This window comes from Rhizobium sp. RHZ02 (assembly GCF_014851575.1).
GTDB classification, from domain to species: domain Bacteria; phylum Pseudomonadota; class Alphaproteobacteria; order Rhizobiales; family Rhizobiaceae; genus Rhizobium; species Rhizobium altiplani.
Map to the genome: position 1 here is coordinate 71,594 of NZ_JACUZX010000014.1, position 18,872 is coordinate 90,465.

The following is an 18,872-nucleotide window of genomic DNA, read 5'->3' on the forward strand; positions in this document are numbered from 1 at the left end:
GAGGGCCTCACAGCCGACGACTCTAGCCGTCGGCGTGAACGATGCCAGCCTCGCGCTCCAGATAGCGTTGGTCGATATCCGGCAGCGGCTCGCCTTCGATCGCGGATTCGAAGGTGCGAAGGCGCTTGTAGATCGACAACAGCTCGACGATGGTCGTCCAGGAATTGACGAGATACTGGAACGAGCCGCGCACCTGGTCGAAGACGTTGTTGATCTGCGTCATCAAGCCGAGCGTCAGCTTGCCGGCGACGATCGACGGCACGAGCACGATCAGGCTGAAGAGGTTATCCGCCTGCAGATAGAAGATGCGGGCGACGTTGAAATACATGTAGTGGAAATAGAGCCGGAAATAGTTGCGGCGCACATTGGCGAAAAGCTCGGCGACAGTCGGCGGCGTCGCGCGGTCGGCATGGTCTTCGCCGTAGACGAGTTCCTTGCGGTAGGAGGCTTCGACGCGCTGGTTGCGGAACTCGAGGCCCGGCAGCTTGATGCCGACCAATCCGAGGAAGACTGTTCCGAAGATCGACCAGAAGATTGCGGCCCAGACGAGCGCGTGCGGCACCTCGCCGATCAGCGGCAACTCGGTGATATTAGCGCCGATCTTGAATAGCACCGGCAGAAAGGCGATCAGCGTCATGACCGAGCTGACGAGGCTGACGCCAAGGCTTTCGACCGTGGAGGAAAAGCGCATCGTGTCTTCCTGGACACGCTGCGAGGCGCCCTCGATGTGCCTGAGCTTCGGCCAGTGTGCCATGTAGTATTCGTTCATCGCCGTGCGCCAGCGGAAGATCCAATGGCTGACGAAGAAGAGGTTGAGCACGCCGACGGTGATCGCCACGAAGGCGATGCCGGCAAAGCCCAACATGCCGAGGTAGAGTTGCATTGCGGTCACCGGCGCCGTCTTTGCGAGCGCCTGCTGGATCAGGTCATAGAACGGTCCATACCACGCATTGATGGCGACGCTCACCTGAACCGAAAAGTAGGTGTTGAAGATGATCAGTGCCGAGCCGAGCACCGACCACATCTGCCAGCGATGCGGGCTGTAGGTAAACCAGAAGGCGGCGAAGAGCGCCACGGCCAAAGCATAATAGATGTAGAACCACAGGAACGGAGCCGACCAGAAGACCGAAACACCGATTGGAGCCTCCGCCCCTGGAGCCAGCGGCGGGAGGCCGATCACCGAGCCTAGGCCGGAACCCACGAAATACCAAAAGAGAACGGCCAGAAGTGCCCAAGCAACAGCTGAGATGAAGAAAAGCCTGGGCCTGGGGAAATACGATACGAACACGGGAGAGCTTGCTTTCCTGAACTGGAGTCTTCGGTGTCTCTAAACAGACAGATTGCGGCGAAAACTACGGCAGTTCGCAAAGAGCGGCAATGGCCTCACCCCATTGTTACGCACTTGTAACGCGCTATGACAGCTTTTTGGCGACCGGCATCACCAGCATTGCGCACACCAGCAGCGCCGCCGCGGCAGCGTAAGTCGGCGTCGTAAAGCTGCCGGTTCGCTCTGCCATCCAGCCAGCAACAATGGGGCCCACAATCTGCCCGACTCCGAATGCTGCCGTCATCGTCGCCAATATCCGGCGCGGGCTGGCCGGCGAAAGTTTACGGCCGATCTGCAGGCCATAGGCGGTGATCGCGAGGAAGGTCGCTCCAAACAACGCTCCCCCAATCAGCGGCGCAACAGAGTGCGGCAGTAGAACAGTCGCCAACACACCGACCGCCTCGATAAGCAGCGCCGCCACGTAGACCCAGCCCAATCCTAGCGGACGGACGAACGGCTTCCATGCAAAAAGCGCGACCGAAGCTGTCAGGCCGGCGATGAACCAGCAGAGAAACTCAACCATCGGCCCGGCGGCATCCATGCGCGCGATCGTCACCAGAAATGTGCCTGTAATCACATAGCCGAACCCGAACAGGCCATAGGACGCCGTGACAAGCAGCATCGGCAGGCTCCAAGCGATCCGCGGTTCCTTGCCGGTCTGTGCCGCGGCAGCCGGGCCCGACGGCAGCAGCCACCAGACTGCCAGCAGGCTGAGAGCCGAATAGATCGCGCCTCCAACCCAGGACGCCCGCCAGGCGTCGCTGCTTCCATCAAAGAACAACCCGACCAGCAGAACCATCACCGATGAAAGCGCGATGCCGGCACCCGGGCCGCCGAAATGGGCTGCCTGCACATGGTCGTTACCGGCCATGGCTCCGTGGCTAAGTACAATCTGCGAACTGAATACGAGAGCAAAGGCACTCGCAACACCCGCCAGGAAGCGGATGACTGCAAAGACCATGACGGATGTCGTCGTGGCCATGGCAGCAAGAAGCAATGCTGTCGCCGCAAGCGCAAGGAGTGCGACCTTGCGCTCACATCCTGTTGCCCACCCGTAGGCGGCGAGAACAGCGCCCACCAGATAGCCGACGAAGTTCGCAGAGGCGATGAAGCCGGCATCGGCGGCCGAGAGCGGCACGCCGCTGATCATGCTCGGCAGGATCGGCGTGTAGGAAAAGCGTCCAAAGCCCATCGCGGCGGCCATGGCGATGGCGCCTGCAAGGCCAGTTCGAAACAAGTTTTCGGGGAAAGTTTCATTGCGTGCCAACATGGCGTGTTTATCGCGCTGCAACACGGCGCCGACAATCAAGAATTTCTGATCGATTGATCAATCTCACGAAATCATAAAGCCAGCCCTTGAAAGCGACTATCTTACGATATATGTTTTACGACATAGTGGAAGATACATCTTAAGAGTGACCTATGAGAGGTTTTAGAGGCGGAATGATGGGTGGTGGCGGTTTTCGCATGGGGCGGAAATTCGCATCAGGCGACCTGCAACTGGTGATCCTGGCCTTGCTGGTGGAGCAGCCCCGCCACGGCTACGAATTGATCAAGCTCTTGGAAGAGCGTTCGGGCGGCTTCTATGTTCCAAGCCCCGGCGTAATCTATCCGGCGCTAACCTACCTGGAAGAAACCGGCCTTGCCGACGTGGAGAGCGAAGGCACCAAGAAGCTCTACCGCATCACGGAGAGCGGCCGCAGGCTCGTCGAGGAGAACCAGTCGATGATCGACATGACGCTCGGAAAGCTGGAGAAAATCGGCGCGAAGATGGCGCATGTCCGCAAGATTTTCGACCCAGAAAGCCGCAATGGCGATCGGGACGAGGACGCATTTCCGGAAGACAAAAGCGAAGTCGCAGCTGCACGAATGCTGCTGAAATCGGCCCTCCGGCTCCGCTTTCCCTGGTCGAAGGACGAGGCCAAGCGCATCGCCGGCATTCTGGAGCGCGCGGCCGGCGAAATTCTTGCCGGCGGACGTTCGGGCGAGTGAGGCCTCAGGCGCCGCCTTCCGGCAGCGTCAGGATCAGCGGGCCATTTCGCGTGGCGACGACCGTGTGCTCGTATTGCACGGTCGGGGCCTCCGGGTCCGCGTAGAGCGTCCAGGCGTCGTCGCCGCCTTCCGCCCATGTTGCGCCGAGCGAGAGGAACGGCTCGACCGTGAAGACGAGGCCTTCCGTGATCATTCGCTTCTCGGACGGATCCGGCCAGGTCGAGAGCTCGGCCGGCTCCTCGTGCAGCAAACGGCCGATCCCGTGGCTCGCCAGATTGGCAACGAGCGTATAGCGATTCTTCAGGGCGAAGGCGCCGACAGCCTGCCCGATCTTGGCCAGCGGCTCGCCCGGTTTCACCTGGTTAAGCCCAACCCACAGCGCCCTTTTGCCGTCGCGGCAGAGCTTTTCGATCTTGGACCTGTGCGGCGGAACACTGAACGACGCGCCGGTGTCGGAAAAGAATCCGTCCTTCTCCGCTGAGACATCGATATTGACCAGATCCCCCGGGCGAATGACGCGCGGGCCTGGAATGCCGTGGGCGATTTCCTCATTGACGCTGATGCAGGTCGCACCGGGAAACTGGTAGCAAAGTTCGGGCGCAGAACGCGCACCGGCATCTTCCAACACTTTGCGGCCGATCTGATCGAGCTCCAGGGTCGTGATACCCGGTTCAAGCGATGCGCTCATCACTTGCAGGGCATTGGCGCAGATTCGCCCGATTTCCTTTAGCTTGAGGAGTTCGTCTTCGCTTTCAATGATCATGAATGTCTACCCGGCCTTCTTCGGCCGGTCGGCCGGCTCTCGATCACGATGAGAGCACGACGGCGTTCAGAATCCAATTCATCCTTTACGGCATCATGCTCCAGCTTCAGGCGGTGGCTTTCGCCTCTTCGTCGCTTTCAGTCAATGCCTTTCTGACGAGCGGCGCGACTTTCGTGCCGTAGAGTTCGATCCCGCGCATGATCTGGTCGTGGGGCATCAAGCCGATCGCCATCTGCAGCAGGAAACGGTCGTTCTTGAACAACCGATGGTGCGCGATGATCTTCTCCGCGACCAATTCCGGATCGCCCACGAAGAGCGCGCCGCTAGGTCCGCGGGACATGTCGAAATGCGCCCTGTTCGTCGGCCCCCAGCCGCGCTCGCGGCCAATTCGGTTCATGACCTCGGCCTGCGGGCCGTAGAACTGATCGGCAGCAGCGTCCGTCGTATCGGCGATGAAGCCGTGCACGTTGATGCTGGTCTTGAGCTTCGATGCCTCCTGCCCGGCTCGGCGAGCCGCCTCGCGATAGAGGTCGAACAGCGGCGCGAAACGGCGCAGCTCGCCGCCGATGATCGCCAGTGCCACTGGCAAGCCCAACGCGCCCGCGCGCGCAACCGATTGCGGCGTGCCACCAACGGCGATCCACAAGGGCAAGGGGTCCTGCAGCGGCCGCGGGTAAACGCCACGCCCATTGATCGGCGCACGCAATTCACCCGACCAGGTGACCACTTCCTCGTCGCGGAGGGCCATCAGCAGGTCGAGCCTTTCCTCGAACAGTTGGTCGTAGTCCTCGAGATTGTAGCCGAACAGCGGGAAGGACTCGATGAACGAGCCTCGTCCGGCCATGATCTCGGCACGCCCGTTCGAAAGCAGGTCGAGTGTTGCGAACTGCTGGAAGACCCGAACCGGATCGTCTGAACTCAGCACGGTCACTGCGCTGGTCAGCCTGATGTTCTTCGTTTTCATCGCAGCGGCCGCGAGAGCGACTGCCGGAGCCGAGGCCGCATAATCGGGCCGGTGGTGCTCGCCCAATCCGAATACGTCGAGCCCCACCTGGTCCGCGAGTTCGATTTCATCGATCAGATGCTTCAGCCGCTCGGCCCCTTCCTCACCCTTGCTTCGGCTCGGGTTCGGGTTCACGTCGGCAAAGGTGTAGAGGCCCAGTTCCATCGCTCGCATCCCGTTGTATCTACTGATGGAGATAAGGACTGAGCGGCCTCAGGGCAAACATAAATTCTGGAACCGATCGTTCGAAAAATATCGATAAGCAGTACCGCCGCGACCTGGGATCGCGGCGGAACTTTGATTCTGAAATCAACGGTTTCAGCGCCTGAATGGAATCATTTTCCGAACGGCTTCGTATCTGAGATAAAGGCCACCCCATGCAATGAGCCCGAGATAGCCGCCGAACAGCAGATGGGAAAAGACCGGGCTCCCGACACGCAGATGCGTCGCTATCGCGCCTCCGAGCAGACCGGTGAGTAGGATTGCGCCGAGCACCGACGTCCGCGGAATTGCATAGAGCAGCGCGCACAACAGCGTCAGGGAACCGAGGCCGCGAGCAAGCATCGGGTCGCCCGAATAACCGAGCGCCGTCATAGTCTCCGTGACCGGCACGATCGGCACCAGCTTGATCGCGCCGTCGAACACCAGGAAGGCCACGATCAGCCCGCTCATGACAGTGCCGGTGACGGTCTGCCAGCGCGGAAGCCCGGCAGTTGAATCAACAATTGCAGACATGCCTCTATCCCCCTGTTTCGATTCTAGTCTCAGATCCTGGGCAGCAGCTCGGCGAGCTGGTCGGCGCATTTGCCCCAGCCTTCGTGGAAGCCCATCTGCTCGTGCTGTTCCTTGTCGGCCGCAGTCCAGTGCCGCGCCTTCGCGGTATATTTCGTCCGGCCGTTGCCGAGGTCTTCGAGCAGGATGATGCCGACGAAGAACGGCTTTTCGGATGGCACCCAGGCGCTGGTGAACGCATCGGTGAAGACGATCTTCTCGTTTTCGACGATCTCCAGATAGACACCGCGGTTCGGAAATTCCTGGCCCTCGGGGCTGCGCATGACGATGAGGTTCGAGCCGCCCGGCCGTGCATCGACTTTCACATCAGCAAGGGTCCAGGGACGTGGTACGAACCATTCCTTCATCAGGACAGGATCGGTCCAGGCCTTGAAGACCTTCTCGCGCGGAGCGTCGAATTCCCGGACGAGAACCAGTTCGTGTTGGGCTTCTGCGGTCATCTCGGCATTCCTCCTATTGAGTGAAACCTGTTTTCGATCAAGTTGTTACAAGGACGTGGGAGGTTTTCCGGTTCCGACAACCCGGCGCAATTATTTCTGGAATTATTTGGCGATCGGCTGCGCGGCCCCATGGGCGAGGCTGTCGATCTGCTGGCGGATATGCGCGGCTTCCGCTGCCGAATGAGCAAGTGCTATGGCGCGATCGAAGGCCTCGTGCGCCTCTCGGGCACGACCGATCTGCTTCAGCAGACCGCCACGCAGGCCGTGATAGTAGAAGTAGCCATCGAGCTTCTCGCCAAGCGTTTCGACGAGTGCCAGCGCCACGTCCGGCCCTTTGAGTTTGGAGACGGCGACGGCGCGGTTGAGCGTAATGACCGGCGACGGTTGAACACGCTCCAGCGCCCGATAAAGCAGCTCGATCTCTTCCCAGTCCGTATCCTCGGCGCGCCTGGCCCGCGAATGCAGGGCAGCGATCGCCGCCTGCAGCTGGTAAGGCCCCGGTTGGCGATGGCGGATCGCCTTGTCGAGCAGCGCCAGCGCCTCGTTGATCAGCTCGTGGTTCCACAGCGAACGATCCTGATCCTCGAGCAGCACGATATCGTCATCACCGTTGAAACGGGCCTGGCGCCGCGAGATCTGCAGGAGCATCAATGCGAGCAGACCCATCAGTTCAGGCTCGCCGGGGAAGATGCGCAGCAGGAGCCGCGCGAGCCGGATCGCCTCGTCGCTGAACGCACAGGCGTCGTGCTTCGGATCCGCCTGGCTGTAGCCCTCGTTAAAGATCAGGTAGATCATTGTGCTGACGATCGAGAGCCGCTCGGCCCGCTCCTGCGCGTCCGGCGTCTCGAAGGGTACACCGGCCTTGGCAACGCGAGCCTTGGCCCGCGTGATCCGCTGCTCCATCGCGCTTTCGCCAACAAGAAAGGCACGCGCGATCTGCTGTACTGACAGGCCCGAGACGATGCGCAGCGCCAATGCGATCTGTTGCGTCGCCGGCAGATCCGGGTGGCAGCAGATGAAGAGCAGCCGCAGGATATCGTCGCGATAGTTGGAATCATCAAGCCGTTCGGCAATATCGCTCTCAGCATCGCTGGTATCGGAGATCAGTTCTTCATCAGGAAGTGCCTGCGTCTTCGAACGCTTGCGCACGGCGTCGATGCCACTGTTGCGGCCGACGAAGATTAGCCATGCCGTCGGATCGCGCGGCGGCCCCTTGTCCGGCCAGGTACGGATGGCGCGCAAACAGGCCTCCTGGAAGGCCTCCTCCGCGATATCGAGATCGCGGAAGTATCTGAGCAGCGCACCAAGCGCTTTCGGTCGGGCCGAAGCAAGCGTCACGTCGATCCAGGCAATGTCTGTCATGCCGAAGAAACTCCCGGTCGGAACACGTAGAACGGCCGAATTTCGTAAGAGGTAGAACCCGGGTTGACCGTGGAGAGCTCCTTGGAAAACGCAACGGCTTCCTCCAGAGTGTCGAAATCAACCACGTAAAAACCGAGGAGTGCTTCCTTCGTTTCCGCGAAGGGGCCATCGAGAACGAGCGGTTCCTCCTTGCCCTTTCGCACGGTGGTCGCCGCTGTCGTCGGCATCAGCCGGCCGACAGGACCAAGCTTGCCGCGCTCGGCCAAAGGTGCCTGAACCGCATAAAGCTTCGCCATCACGGCGTCTTCCTCCTCCTTGGTCCAGGAGAACACCGTTTCTTCATTGGCGTAACAAAGGATTGCATAAAGCATGTCTTACTCCTCTTCCTGAATGACGAAGGAGTAGCGTGACATCCGACAGAACGCAGCAAAAAATTGCAGCGCGCAAAAGGAGATGCCGCCGCCCTGACGGCAGGGGCTGGCGTGCCGAATGCGGCAAACGGACGACGTCTGCGGTCGCAGCCTTTCTTGCTAAAACGGTCGGGCCTGACGAGCGCCAGCTATCTCCTCTCCATCTAGTCAGCCTGATCCGACGTTGATGGCCTCCTGCACGGCCAGCTCGGCCATCGCTAACGCGGCCTCGCGTGTCTTGGCTGCAGCGACGAATCGGCCGTTGTGGCAGAAGGTTGCGCCATCGACGCCGCAAACGGCCTCCAGATCGTGATTGGTCAGGCCGGCCCAGGCAGCAGGCAGATCCGCACGAAGTTCGAACCCCTCGTCCCCGCGGCGAATGCCGGTGACGCACCAATCCCTTTCTCGCGGATGAACGACAAAGAGCAGGTGATCGGCGCCCGCCTTGACGATCGCGGGACGGAAAGGCATTCCCATCGGAAGTTCGAGCACGCGCCCCTGCCCCGTACGCTCTATCGCCTGAAGCACAAGCGTCTCTGCCCGCAGTTTGGCGGCGCTTTGAGCGATCTTCGCCTCGACGAAACTGCGGGCGATGGCGACGGCATCCTGAAATCTGCGATCATCGGCATTCGCGTCCGTTTCGTCGAACACCGGCTTCAAGGTTTCCAGCAAGGTCGGTAGCGTCAGCCCGGCCAGCGGTCCGGACGGGCTGAGCGCACCATTGTCAGTCAGATCGACCGGCAGCACGAAGGAGAGGTCGAACGAGGCATGCAAGGCCGCGACGTGAGCCTCTGGAATGCCGGTGACAACAAGATAGTCGTGGCCGTAGTGCTTCCAGACCAGGCCGAACGAACTGTAGGGCTGCCCATCGTCACGCAGCGGTGCGCCACGCTGATGGTGGTCGAAGATACGCTGAGAGGCATCATACGCGCCGCCGACGTCATAGATGATGCGGTCGGCGCCCGGCTTGATCCACTCCGGCGCCCTGCTGCGGATCACTCGAGCCTGCGGGAAGAGCCGGGTGAGGATGACGCTCGACAGCACCTCATCCGCATGGAAGCCACCGGAATGAGTGACGAGGAACTCTGGAGTCATGCAGGATGCGCCCTTGTTGGTTTGCGGAAGCCGCTTGCGGTCGGCAGCTCATAGCCTTTGCTGGCGATCATCTCAACCCGTCACTGCCCGTCGTGCCCGCTTCAGTTCCGGCTATAGGGCCTAGACTAGGCGGCATGCTCAATCGAAACTGCAACCCCACGCCCCAGCGAATTGGCGACCATGCAGACCTCCTTCGCCCGTTCGATCACACGTTCGGCGCCGTCGCCATCCTGCTTTTCGCAGAGAACGGTCATCTTGGCCGATTTGGCGAGCAGCGGGCTCCCCTCGAGCTCCAGGACTACCGAGACTGCAATCCTGCCAAGCAAGACGCCCATCTCTTCGGCGACATAGCGCAGGTCGTTGCAGAAGCACCCGCCGAGCGCCAGCGCCAAAAGCTGTGCGCCGTTGAAGCCGAGCCCCTGCCCACCGGCCTTCCCCTCCGGACGATCGACAATGATGGTGTGCGGACCGGCCCACCCCATCGCCGCTTGCGTACCCTCGACATTCCGCAGCTCCACCGTGACCGCAACCATGCCAACTCCTCCGTGACTGAAACAGGCAAGTCCGAACACGCCGCAGTTTCGCGCGACCTGACGGGAAACTCGGTGCATATTATCCTCATCGATCCGACGGGAGACAAGGACATGACGCCTTCACCGTATTTGAATGACCCCAAGGTCTACATCGATACCGACACCTTCATTGACCTCGTCAGCAAAAAGACACGGTGCCTGATCTGCTGCGAACCCCTCGACAGTAAAGTGGTCAACCGGGAACACGTCCTGCCCAAGTGGATCCTGCGGAAGTACGACCTCTACGACAAGGAGGTCAGCCTGCCGCACGAATACCATGGTCGGCGATACGGTCGCCACACGATCCCCTGCTGCAAGGACTGCAATTCGATGCTCGGAAGAAAGCTTGAACAACCGGTGCGGCGATTAATGGAAGGCGGACACTCGAAACTTCTGCGCCATCTCGACGGTGACACACAACGCCTGCTGTTTGCCTGGCTTTCCTGGATCTTCCTGAAGTTCCTGATCAAGGACGGCGCCATCCCGATCAACCCCGATCACCGCGTGGAAGCGGTGATGCAAGACAAGAACACCGACTGGGCGACGCTGCATCACATTCATTGCCTCGCCAGATCCCCCTACACCGGCGCGCACATCGCGCCAGAGGTGTTGGGCTCGATCGTCATCCTGGCGATTGACGACGATCGCTATCGTGAGGACTTCGACTTCGTCACCGTGCACGAAACGCAAACCATCATGATCCGTCTCGGCGATCTCGCCATCATCGCCAACCTGAGCGACAGTGGCCGCTCGATGGACATCATGCACCGGTTTGTTCTGCCCACAAGACAGGAGAGGTTTACGATCCTGCAGGCGCTTGAAATCTGCGCCGACATGTCGGCAACGACAACGCGGATCAAAGGCAAGCCAGTCTATTCCACGCGCGTCGAACAGGCGACGGGCCGCCCCTCGATCCACGCGGACCTACCCGTCTACGAGGCCAACCCTGTCGATCCGGGCACGCGCGCCGCAATATTCGAACTCGTTTACCGAGAGCATCTGCCACACCTGAAGATAGCGGGCAGCGACATGTCCGCCCTGCAAGCCATCAAGGAGAACCGTTTGACTTTTCTCGAGCATCGCATGAGCCGAGCCGCTGGCGAGATCGAGGAATAGCCGACCTACCTGCACCCTCAGCGAACGGGACCACGCTCGTCAGATGTCGGCAAGCGTGCGTTTGATGGCACTCCGCCATCCCTTCAGCTTCGCCGCACGCGTCTTCTCGTCCAAGCTTGGTTCGAAACGGCGGTCGCGTTTCCAACTCTTGGCAAACCCAACGCGGTCCGGCCAGACACCGGCCTTGCTGCCGGCAAGCCAGGCAGCGCCAAGCGCCGTGGTTTCGAGGATGACCGGCCGATCGACAGGCGCGTCGAGAATGTCCGCAAGCCGCTGCATCGTCCAGTCGGAGGCGACCATGCCGCCATCGACACGAAGGACGGTGCTCTCCACGCCGCCCTTCCAATCCTTGTGCATGGCATCGAGCAGATCGCGGGACTGGTAGCAGACCGCCTCGAGCGCGGCCCGAGCGAATTCCTTCGGCCCACTGTTGCGCGTCAGGCCAAAGATCGCCCCACGGGCGTTGGCATCCCAATGCGGCGCGCCGAGGCCGGTGAAGGCGGGAACCAGGTAGACCTCTTGCGTCGGATCCGCGGCATCGGCCAGCTCGCCGGTGCGCGAGGCGGTATCGATGATGCCAAGCCCGTCGCGAAGCCACTGCACCGCGGCTCCCGCGATGAAGATCGAGCCTTCGAGCGCGTAGGTGGTCTCGCCATTCAGCCGATAGGCGATCGTCGTCAACAGCCGGTTCTTCGAGCGAACCATGTCGCTGCCGGTGTTGAGCAGAGCGAAGCAGCCGGTGCCGTAGGTCGACTTCATCATGCCCGGCTCGAAGCAGGCCTGCCCGATGGTCGCGGCATGCTGATCCCCGGCGACGCCGAGGATCGGGATCTCCGCTCCGATGATTGCTTTCTCGGTCGTGCCGAAATCGTCGGCGCAGTCCTTTACCTCGGGCAGCATGGCTACCGGAACGCGCAGGATGTCGAGGAGATCCCTGTCCCACGTGTTGTCGGTAATGTTGTACATCAGCGTGCGAGAGGCGTTCGTCGCATCGGTCGCGAACACCTTGCCGCCGGTCAACCGCCAGATCAGGAACGTATCGACCGTGCCGAAGCACAATTCGCCCTTGGCGGCGCGTGCCCGTGCGCCCTTGACGTTCGCGAGCAGCCACGAAAGCTTGGTGCCGGAGAAATACGGATCGAGGAGAAGGCCGGTTTTCTTCGTAAAAGTCTTTTCGAGATCCTGTCTCTTCAGCTTGTCGCAATAGCTTGCGGTGCGGCGATCCTGCCAGACGATCGCGTTGTGGATCGGCTTGCCGCTCTCGCGTTCCCAGACCACAACCGTCTCGCGCTGGTTGGTAATGCCAAGCGCCGCAATGTCCTTTGCCGTGATCCTGGCCTCACGGATCGCCATCTTGATCGTCGAGATGACGGAATCCCAGATTTCCTCTGGATCGTGCTCGACCCAACCGGATCGCGGATAGATCTGGCGGAACTCCTTCTGGCCCGCACCGGCGATCTTCATCTCGCCGTCGAAGACGATCGCCCGTGTCGACGTCGTCCCCTGATCGATTGCCAGAACATACCCGCTCATGCCAGCCCTCCCGCTGATCGTGATTGTCGGGAGAAATCAATAGGACAGGAGGGCGATTGAGGAAAGAACCCGCCATCGCTTCGACACAGGAGTTTTGCCTTGACCGCAATTGCCAGCAGAGATGCTTTGCGCATAACCTCAGCTCTATTGCGTCGCAAAACACCCTGAGGAGAAGCGCATGGCCAGAACAGTCGTCGTCACCGGATCCACCAGCGGCATCGGGCTTGCGATCGCGACAGCCTTTGCCGGCAAGGGCGACAACGTCGTCATCAACGGCTTCGGAAAGCCCGAGGAAATCAAGGCGATAGTCGAGAAGCTTGAATCAGTCTCGGAGGCAAAGGCGATCTACCATCCGGCAGACATGACAAAGCCGACCGAAATCGCGGATCTGATCGAAACGGCCGCCAAGACCTTCGGCAGTGTGGATGTGCTGGTCAACAACGCCGGCATTCAGCATGTCGAGAAGATCGAAGACTTCCCGATCGAAAAGTGGGACCAGATCATAGCCATCAATTTGTCCAGCTCGTTTCACACGATGCGGGCGGCGATTCCGTTGATGAAGGCAAAGAAGCTAGGCCGCGTAATCAACGTCGCCTCCGCGCACGGGTTGGTCGCCTCACCCTTCAAATCCGCCTATGTCGCGGCAAAGCATGGTATATTGGGCCTGACGAAGACCGCCGCGCTCGAACTTGCCGAATTCGGCATAACTGTGAACGCGATTTGCCCAGGCTACGTGCTGACGCCCCTCGTCGAGAAGCAGATCCCGGATACGGCCAAGGCGCGCGGCATCACCGAGGAACAGGTCAAGACCGAGGTGATCCTAAAGGCGCAACCAACGCATGAATTCGTCAAGGCCGAAGAGATTGGCGCGCTCGCTCTCTACCTCGCAAGCGACGAGGCTCGGCAAGTGACCGGGACCCACATCTCGATTGACGGAGGCTGGACCGCGGCATAACCATTCAAAACAAAGATAAAAACCAGGGAACAATATGAACGACAGCATCCGCTTCATCCTGAATGGCGAGGACATCACGCTTGGCGATGTCCGGCCGACCGAGACGCTTCTCGATTATCTCCGGTTGAAGCGCCGGCTGACCGGCACGAAGGAAGGATGCGCGGAGGGCGATTGCGGCGCCTGCACCGTCCTTGTCGGACGGCTGATAGACGGCAAGCTACACTATGAGTCCGTCAACGCCTGCATTCGCTTCATGGGGTCGCTGAACGCCACCCATGTCGTCACTGTCGAGCATGTGGCCGCCAAGGACGGCACGCTTCATCCGGTACAGCAGGCGATGGTCGATTGCCATGGGTCGCAATGCGGCTTTTGCACGCCGGGCTTCATCATGTCGATGTATGGCCTCTGGCTTTCCAACGACAAGCCGAGCCGCGCAGACATCGAAAAGGCACTGCAAGGCAATCTCTGTCGTTGCACCGGCTATGAGCCGATCGTGAAGGCGGCGGAGCAGGTGAGCCACACCCGCCCGAGCGCGCTCTTTGATCCGCTGGAGAAAACCCGCTCCGAGATCATCTCGCGCCTCTGGGCGATGCGAAACAGTGAGACCGTCACGATCACCACGGCGGAGGGCCGACTGATTCTGCCCGGATCACTGGACGCGCTGGCCCGTGTGCTGTCCGAAGAGCCGAACGCCACGATCGTCGCCGGATCGACCGACGTGGGCCTCTGGGTAACCAAGCAGATGCGTGCCCTGGACCCCGTCGTCTTCATCAACCATCTGACCGATCTGCAGTCGATCACCGCTGGCGACGGCGGCTTCACGATCGGCGCGGGTGTCACCTACAGCCGCGCCTTCGAGACTATCGCCGGTAAGGTTCCGACGCTTGGCCGCCTCATCAACCGCATCGGCGGCGATCAGGTGCGCAACATGGGTACTATCGGTGGCAATATCGCGAATGGTTCGCCGATCGGCGATATGCCACCACCGTTGATTGCCCTTGGAGCGACGGTGAAGCTGCGCTCCCTGGCCGGAACGCGCATGCTGCGGCTGGAAGATTTCTTCATCGACTACGGCAAGCAGGATCGGCGCCCCGGCGAATTCGTCGAGAGCATTTTCGTGCCCTACCCGGCAGAAGAAACCCAGTTTGCGGTCTACAAGATCACCAAGCGCCGCGATGAAGACATCACGGCGGTTCTCGGCGCCTTCTATCTGACGCTGGACGGCGAAGGCGACGTTAACGACATCCGCATCGCCTTCGGCGGCATGGCCGCAACGCCGAAGCGTGCGCGCAACGTCGAGAATGCGCTTATGGGCCGGCCATGGAACGAACAAACGATCGAAGAAGTGCGTGCAGAGTTCGACGCCGACTTCCAACCGCTGAGCGATTGGCGCGCAACGGCCGAGTATCGTCAGTTGACGACGAAGAACCTGTTGACGCGCTTCTTCCTGGAAACATCCGGCGCACCAGCTGAGCTCCACCGCTTCGAGGAGGTGGCATAATGGACAAGTCGACTTTCGCCGATCCCAAATTCATCATCAACGGCGCGATGCACGATGCCTTGCGCCACGATTCCGCGCACAAGCATGTGACCGGATCGGCCGACTACATCGACGACCTTCCGGAGCCCGCCGGCCTGTTGCACGGCGCACTCGGCCTGTCAGACCGGGCGCACGCCGAAATCGTCAGCATGGATCTCTCGGAGGTCGAAGCGACGCCCGGCGTTGTCTGGGTTCTCACCGGCAAGGACGTTCCCGGCGTCAATGATGTCAGTTCCAACGGTAGCCACGACGAGCCGCTGCTCGCCGAGAAGAAGGTCGAATTCCACAACCAGCCGATCTTCGCCGTCATCGCCGAGACGCGCGAGATTGCCCGGCGGGCCGCCCGCAAGGCGAAGATCGAGTATCGCGACCTGCCGCATTGGAGCGATATTGACGGTGCGCTCGAGAACGGCAGCCCACTCGTCATCACGCCAATGACCCTGCAGCGCGGCGATGCGAAGGCGAAAATGGAAAATGCCCCGCGCCGGCTGAATGGCCAGATGCGGATCGGCGGCCAGGAGCACTTTTATCTGGAAAGCCATATCGCCGTGGCCATCCCCGGCGAGGACGACGACGTTGTCATCTGGTCGTCCACCCAGCATCCGAGCGAAATCCAGCATATCGTCGGTCACGTGCTGAATATTCCGTCGAATGCCATCACCGTCAATGTCCGCCGGATGGGCGGCGGTTTCGGCGGCAAGGAAACCCAGGGCAACCAGTTCGCGGCCCTGGCAGCGATCGCCGCCAAGAAACTGAAGCGTGCCATCAAGTTCCGACCTGATCGCGATGAGGACATGACGGCCACCGGCAAGCGCCATGACTTCCTTGTCGACTACGAACTCGGCTTCGATGATGACGGCCGCATTTACGCGGTCGACGCGACCTATGCGGCGCGCTGCGGCTTTTCTTCCGACCTTTCAGGCCCGGTCACGGACCGCGCTCTTTTTCATGCGGATTCCAGCTACTTCTATCCGCATGTTCATCTAAGCTCGAAACCGCTGAAGACCCATACAGTCTCCAACACTGCCTTTCGCGGCTTCGGCGGACCGCAGGGCATGCTCGGGGCCGAGCGCTTCATCGAAGAGATCGCCTATGCGATCGGAAAGGACCCGCTGGAGATCCGCAAGCTGAATTTCTACGGCCAGCCCGGCTCTGGCCGCACACTGACGCCTTACCACCAGGAGGTCGAAGACAACATCCTCGAACGCATCGTTGGCGAACTGGAAGAAGGCGCTGAGTACCAGGCGCGCCGCAACGCCATCATCGAGTTCAACCGCAATAGCCGCTACATCCGCAAGGGCATTGCCCTGACGCCGGTGAAGTTCGGCATCTCCTTCACCATGACCGCCTTCAACCAGGCGGGCGCGCTCGTGCATGTCTATCAGGATGGCTCGATCCATCTGAACCACGGCGGCACGGAGATGGGCCAGGGTCTTTACACCAAGGTCGCGCAGGTGCTGGCCGACAGTTTCCAGGTCGATATCGAGCATGTGAAGATCACGGCGACGACAACAGGCAAGGTGCCGAACACCTCGGCGACGGCAGCCTCCTCGGGTTCCGACCTGAACGGCATGGCCGCCTACGATGCCGCGCGCCAGATCAAGGAACGGCTAGTCGCCTTTGCCGCCGACAAGTGGGGCGTCCCTCCAACGGACGTCGTCTTCCTGCCAAACCGCGTGCGCGTTGGCGACAAGGAGTTCGCATTTGCGGATTTCGTCAAGCAGGCATACCTCGCCCGCGTCCAGCTTTCGGCTGCCGGTTTCTACAAGACCCCGAAGATCCACTGGGATCGGGCCGCCGGCCGCGGCACGCCCTTCTACTACTATTCCTATGGCGCAGCCTGCTCGGAGGTATCGATTGATACACTGACGGGCGAATACCTCATCGACCGCACCGATATCCTGCACGACGTCGGGCGTTCTCTGAACCCGGCGATCGACATCGGACAAGTCGAGGGCGCCTTCGTGCAGGGCATGGGTTGGTTGACGACGGAAGAATTGTGGTGGGATGAAAAGGGCCGGCTGCGCACGCACGCACCATCAACCTACAAGATTCCGCTCGCCTCTGACCGACCGAAGGTCTTCAACGTACGGCTTGCCGAATGGTCGGAGAATGCCGAGCACACGATCGGCCGCTCCAAGGCAGTCGGCGAACCGCCTTTCATGCTGGCGATTTCGGTGCTCGAGGCCATTTCGATGGCTGTCGCCAGCGTCGCAAATTACAAGGTCTGCCCGAAGCTCGATGCACCGGCAACGCCCGAGCGGGTGCTGATGGCCGTCGAGCGGATGAAGAGGGCCTGACATGACGGGCAGCACGTCGCGGTGCTGCCATCGTTCCCATCCCGGGCCCTACCGCCAGAATTCCCTGTCGTAGCGCGGCTCGCGTCCATCCATGAAACCAAGGTCGCGCTTCACGCGATCCGGCATACCCTCAAGCTCCAACCTGTCCCATTCCGAAAGCCGGCGCAGCAGCCTTCGGCCAAAGCCAGAGAGCCAACTGGAAGTCCCGGCAGCCCTTGCATGGCTCTCTTGTTCGATAACGGCGCAATCCATAACTTCACCTCAATAATCTTATCCGTTGAGTTGCAGATTGCGCCAATAAATGCTGCAATTCCAATCGAACAATCGCCGGACCACATAAAGAGAACTTATCCATGAAGCTGTCGAAGCAGTTTCCGTTGAACGCCCTGCGGGTCTTCGAGGCGGTCGCGCGGCTCGGCAGTTTTACGCGCGCGGGCGAAGAACTCGGCATGACTCAGACTGCCGTGAGCTACCAGATAAAGCTGCTGGAGGAGAATGTCGGCGAGCCGCTGTTCCTGCGTCGTCCACGTCACATCAGTCTGACCGAGACTGGAGAACGGCTGGCTCCACAGGTCACAGAAGCCTTCGAAATGCTGCAACTCGCGATGGCCGAGGCACGCGGCGAAACGGAGGTAACGCTACAGATCACCTGCCTGGCGACATTCGCGTCCCAATGGCTTGCGCGTAAGCTCGGCAATTTTCAGCTCGCCAATCCGAATATCGCCGTACGGCTCAGCACTTCGGATTCGCTGGTCGATTTCGGCCGCGAAGCGGTCGATGTCGGCATACGCTCAGGCAGGGGCGAGTGGCCCGGCCTGCGGGCGGACAAACTGATGGACGTCTACTTCACGCCTATGCTGAGCCCGGCACTCGCGGAAAGCATTGGCGGCATTCATGAGCCCGCCGACCTATTGAAGCTTCGGATTTTCGATCCCACTGATCCTTGGTGGCACCAATGGCTGGACGCAGCTGGTGTACCGATTCCCAGCCTCGAGAAGCGAAGCACAAGCTTCTACGGCGCTCAGGCCTATGAGGCCGCGGCTGCCGTCGCCGGCCAGGGTGTCGCGATCCTGACGCCCGACTTCTATCCGGAAGAGCTTGCAAGCGGGAAGCTGATCCGCCCATTCGAACTGCAATGCACCGATGGCCGAGGCTATTGGCTCGCCTATCCGGAGAACCGTCGCAACGTCCCTAAGATCAAGGCATTCCGAAATTGGATTCTTGCGGAAATGAACGCCGCCCGGATCGACGGCAGCTAATAGCCCATCTGTGGCGCGTAGAAACAGCGCGGCGTATCCTCGTTCGGGAACAGGCAGAGATGGTAGTCGCCATCGCCCGAACGCATCGCCTTGCCCATGGGTAGAAGGAACACATGCGCATGCGTGACAAGCCGGTGATCCCCCGGCAGCAGCGTCACTCGATAGCCGTGCGGCGTGATCGCTACGCTCTTTGGTGGGATCATCTGGCAGTCGCCGGTCTCGCTGTCACCATTGCAACAGAACGGCTCATAGCTCCAGCCCGACGGCGCATCATGCGCGTAAGCACAGGATGCGAATGCAATCATCACACACACAAGAATGCTGCGCATGGGCATCATCTCCGTTGATGAAAGCGCCGCCGGGACGAAGCGGTTTCCACCTCAGCCCGACGGCCTCAAAATGAAATTGTAATC

The 18,872-nt window shown here is 60.7% G+C and carries 19 protein-coding genes; 6 read left to right on the top strand and 13 right to left on the bottom strand.

Annotated features, from left to right (window positions below; genetic code table 11):
* Positions 1 to 22: 22 nt before the first annotated feature.
* Together sbmA and IB244_RS19600 are read right to left on the bottom strand one after the other, a co-directional pair.
* Positions 23 to 1,288 (bottom strand): peptide antibiotic transporter SbmA, encoded by a 1,266-nt coding sequence (sbmA, locus tag IB244_RS19595; RefSeq protein ID WP_018857550.1) that lies wholly within the window; start codon positions 1,286 to 1,288, stop codon positions 23 to 25.
* A gap of 124 nt (positions 1,289 to 1,412) precedes the next feature.
* The gene (locus tag IB244_RS19600; protein ID WP_210258319.1) at positions 1,413 to 2,597 is read right to left on the bottom strand and encodes a YbfB/YjiJ family MFS transporter; all 1,185 of its coding nucleotides are present in this window, start codon (positions 2,595 to 2,597) and stop codon (positions 1,413 to 1,415) included.
* Positions 2,598 to 2,749: 152 nt separating this feature from the next.
* Here IB244_RS19600 and IB244_RS19605 point away from each other — a divergent pair, with 152 nt between their 5' ends.
* The gene (locus IB244_RS19605; protein ID WP_026371824.1) at positions 2,750 to 3,319 is read left to right on the top strand and encodes a PadR family transcriptional regulator; all 570 of its coding nucleotides are present in this window, start codon (positions 2,750 to 2,752) and stop codon (positions 3,317 to 3,319) included.
* 4 nt (positions 3,320 to 3,323) lie between these two features.
* Here IB244_RS19605 and map read toward each other — a convergent pair whose 3' ends face one another.
* From map to IB244_RS19645, 8 genes are all read right to left on the bottom strand, one after another.
* The gene (gene map, locus IB244_RS19610) at positions 3,324 to 4,082 is read right to left on the bottom strand and encodes a type I methionyl aminopeptidase (protein WP_192305294.1); all 759 of its coding nucleotides are present in this window, start codon (positions 4,080 to 4,082) and stop codon (positions 3,324 to 3,326) included.
* Between the two features lie 106 nt (positions 4,083 to 4,188).
* Positions 4,189 to 5,250: an LLM class flavin-dependent oxidoreductase gene (locus tag IB244_RS19615; RefSeq protein WP_192305295.1), complete on the bottom strand. Its 1,062-nt coding sequence runs from the start codon at positions 5,248 to 5,250 to the stop codon at positions 4,189 to 4,191.
* A gap of 153 nt (positions 5,251 to 5,403) precedes the next feature.
* On the bottom strand, positions 5,404 to 5,820 hold the full coding sequence (locus tag IB244_RS19620; protein WP_018857545.1) for a DoxX family protein: 417 nt from the start codon (positions 5,818 to 5,820) through the stop codon (positions 5,404 to 5,406).
* 29 nt (positions 5,821 to 5,849) lie between these two features.
* On the bottom strand, positions 5,850 to 6,317 hold the full coding sequence (locus IB244_RS19625) for an SRPBCC family protein (RefSeq protein ID WP_192305297.1): 468 nt from the start codon (positions 6,315 to 6,317) through the stop codon (positions 5,850 to 5,852).
* Between the two features lie 102 nt (positions 6,318 to 6,419).
* Positions 6,420 to 7,679, bottom strand: coding sequence for an RNA polymerase sigma factor (locus tag IB244_RS19630; RefSeq protein ID WP_192305299.1), 1,260 nt, complete (start codon positions 7,677 to 7,679; stop codon positions 6,420 to 6,422).
* Entirely contained in the window at positions 7,676 to 8,050 is a 375-nt protein-coding gene (locus IB244_RS19635; RefSeq protein ID WP_018857542.1) for a YciI family protein, read from the bottom strand. The genes IB244_RS19630 and IB244_RS19635 overlap by 4 nt, the downstream gene beginning before the upstream one ends.
* Positions 8,051 to 8,257: 207 nt before the next feature.
* A complete protein-coding gene (locus IB244_RS19640; RefSeq protein ID WP_025660439.1) occupies positions 8,258 to 9,184 on the bottom strand; it encodes an MYG1 family protein in 927 nt (308 codons plus the stop codon).
* A gap of 125 nt (positions 9,185 to 9,309) precedes the next feature.
* Positions 9,310 to 9,717, bottom strand: a complete 408-nt coding sequence (locus IB244_RS19645) for an OsmC family protein (protein WP_018857540.1) — start codon at positions 9,715 to 9,717, stop codon at positions 9,310 to 9,312.
* A gap of 72 nt (positions 9,718 to 9,789) precedes the next feature.
* Between IB244_RS19645 and IB244_RS19650 the strand changes: the two genes are divergently transcribed.
* Positions 9,790 to 10,872 carry a hypothetical protein gene (locus IB244_RS19650; RefSeq protein WP_018857539.1) on the top strand — a complete coding sequence of 361 codons (1,083 nt, stop codon included), beginning with the start codon at positions 9,790 to 9,792 and terminating at the stop codon, positions 10,870 to 10,872.
* A gap of 39 nt (positions 10,873 to 10,911) precedes the next feature.
* Here IB244_RS19650 and glpK read toward each other — a convergent pair whose 3' ends face one another.
* Positions 10,912 to 12,405 (bottom strand): glycerol kinase GlpK, encoded by a 1,494-nt coding sequence (gene glpK / locus IB244_RS19655; protein WP_113471108.1) that lies wholly within the window; start codon positions 12,403 to 12,405, stop codon positions 10,912 to 10,914.
* Positions 12,406 to 12,583: 178 nt separating this feature from the next.
* On the opposite strand from glpK, the gene IB244_RS19660 reads away from it, so the two are divergent.
* From IB244_RS19660 to xdhB, 3 genes are read left to right on the top strand one after another with little or no spacing between them, the layout of a single operon-like run.
* On the top strand, positions 12,584 to 13,360 hold the full coding sequence (locus tag IB244_RS19660; protein ID WP_192305301.1) for a 3-hydroxybutyrate dehydrogenase: 777 nt from the start codon (positions 12,584 to 12,586) through the stop codon (positions 13,358 to 13,360).
* A 34-nt stretch (positions 13,361 to 13,394) separates the two neighbouring features.
* On the top strand, positions 13,395 to 14,861 hold the full coding sequence (gene xdhA, locus IB244_RS19665) for a xanthine dehydrogenase small subunit (RefSeq protein WP_018857536.1): 1,467 nt from the start codon (positions 13,395 to 13,397) through the stop codon (positions 14,859 to 14,861).
* Positions 14,861 to 17,200 (top strand): xanthine dehydrogenase molybdopterin binding subunit, encoded by a 2,340-nt coding sequence (xdhB, locus tag IB244_RS19670; RefSeq protein WP_192305303.1) that lies wholly within the window; start codon positions 14,861 to 14,863, stop codon positions 17,198 to 17,200. Before xdhA ends, xdhB begins: the two co-directional genes overlap by 1 nt.
* A gap of 48 nt (positions 17,201 to 17,248) precedes the next feature.
* Here xdhB and IB244_RS32320 read toward each other — a convergent pair whose 3' ends face one another.
* Positions 17,249 to 17,452: a hypothetical protein gene (locus IB244_RS32320; protein ID WP_018857534.1), complete on the bottom strand. Its 204-nt coding sequence runs from the start codon at positions 17,450 to 17,452 to the stop codon at positions 17,249 to 17,251.
* Between the two features lie 101 nt (positions 17,453 to 17,553).
* Between IB244_RS32320 and IB244_RS19675 the strand changes: the two genes are divergently transcribed.
* Positions 17,554 to 18,459 (top strand): LysR substrate-binding domain-containing protein, encoded by a 906-nt coding sequence (locus IB244_RS19675; RefSeq protein ID WP_113471110.1) that lies wholly within the window; start codon positions 17,554 to 17,556, stop codon positions 18,457 to 18,459.
* Here IB244_RS19675 and IB244_RS19680 read toward each other — a convergent pair.
* Complete coding sequence (locus IB244_RS19680; protein WP_018857532.1) at positions 18,456 to 18,788, bottom strand: hypothetical protein; 333 nt, start codon at positions 18,786 to 18,788, stop codon at positions 18,456 to 18,458. The two genes, IB244_RS19675 and IB244_RS19680, sit on opposite strands and share 4 nt — an antisense overlap.
* Positions 18,789 to 18,872 lie beyond the last annotated feature (84 nt).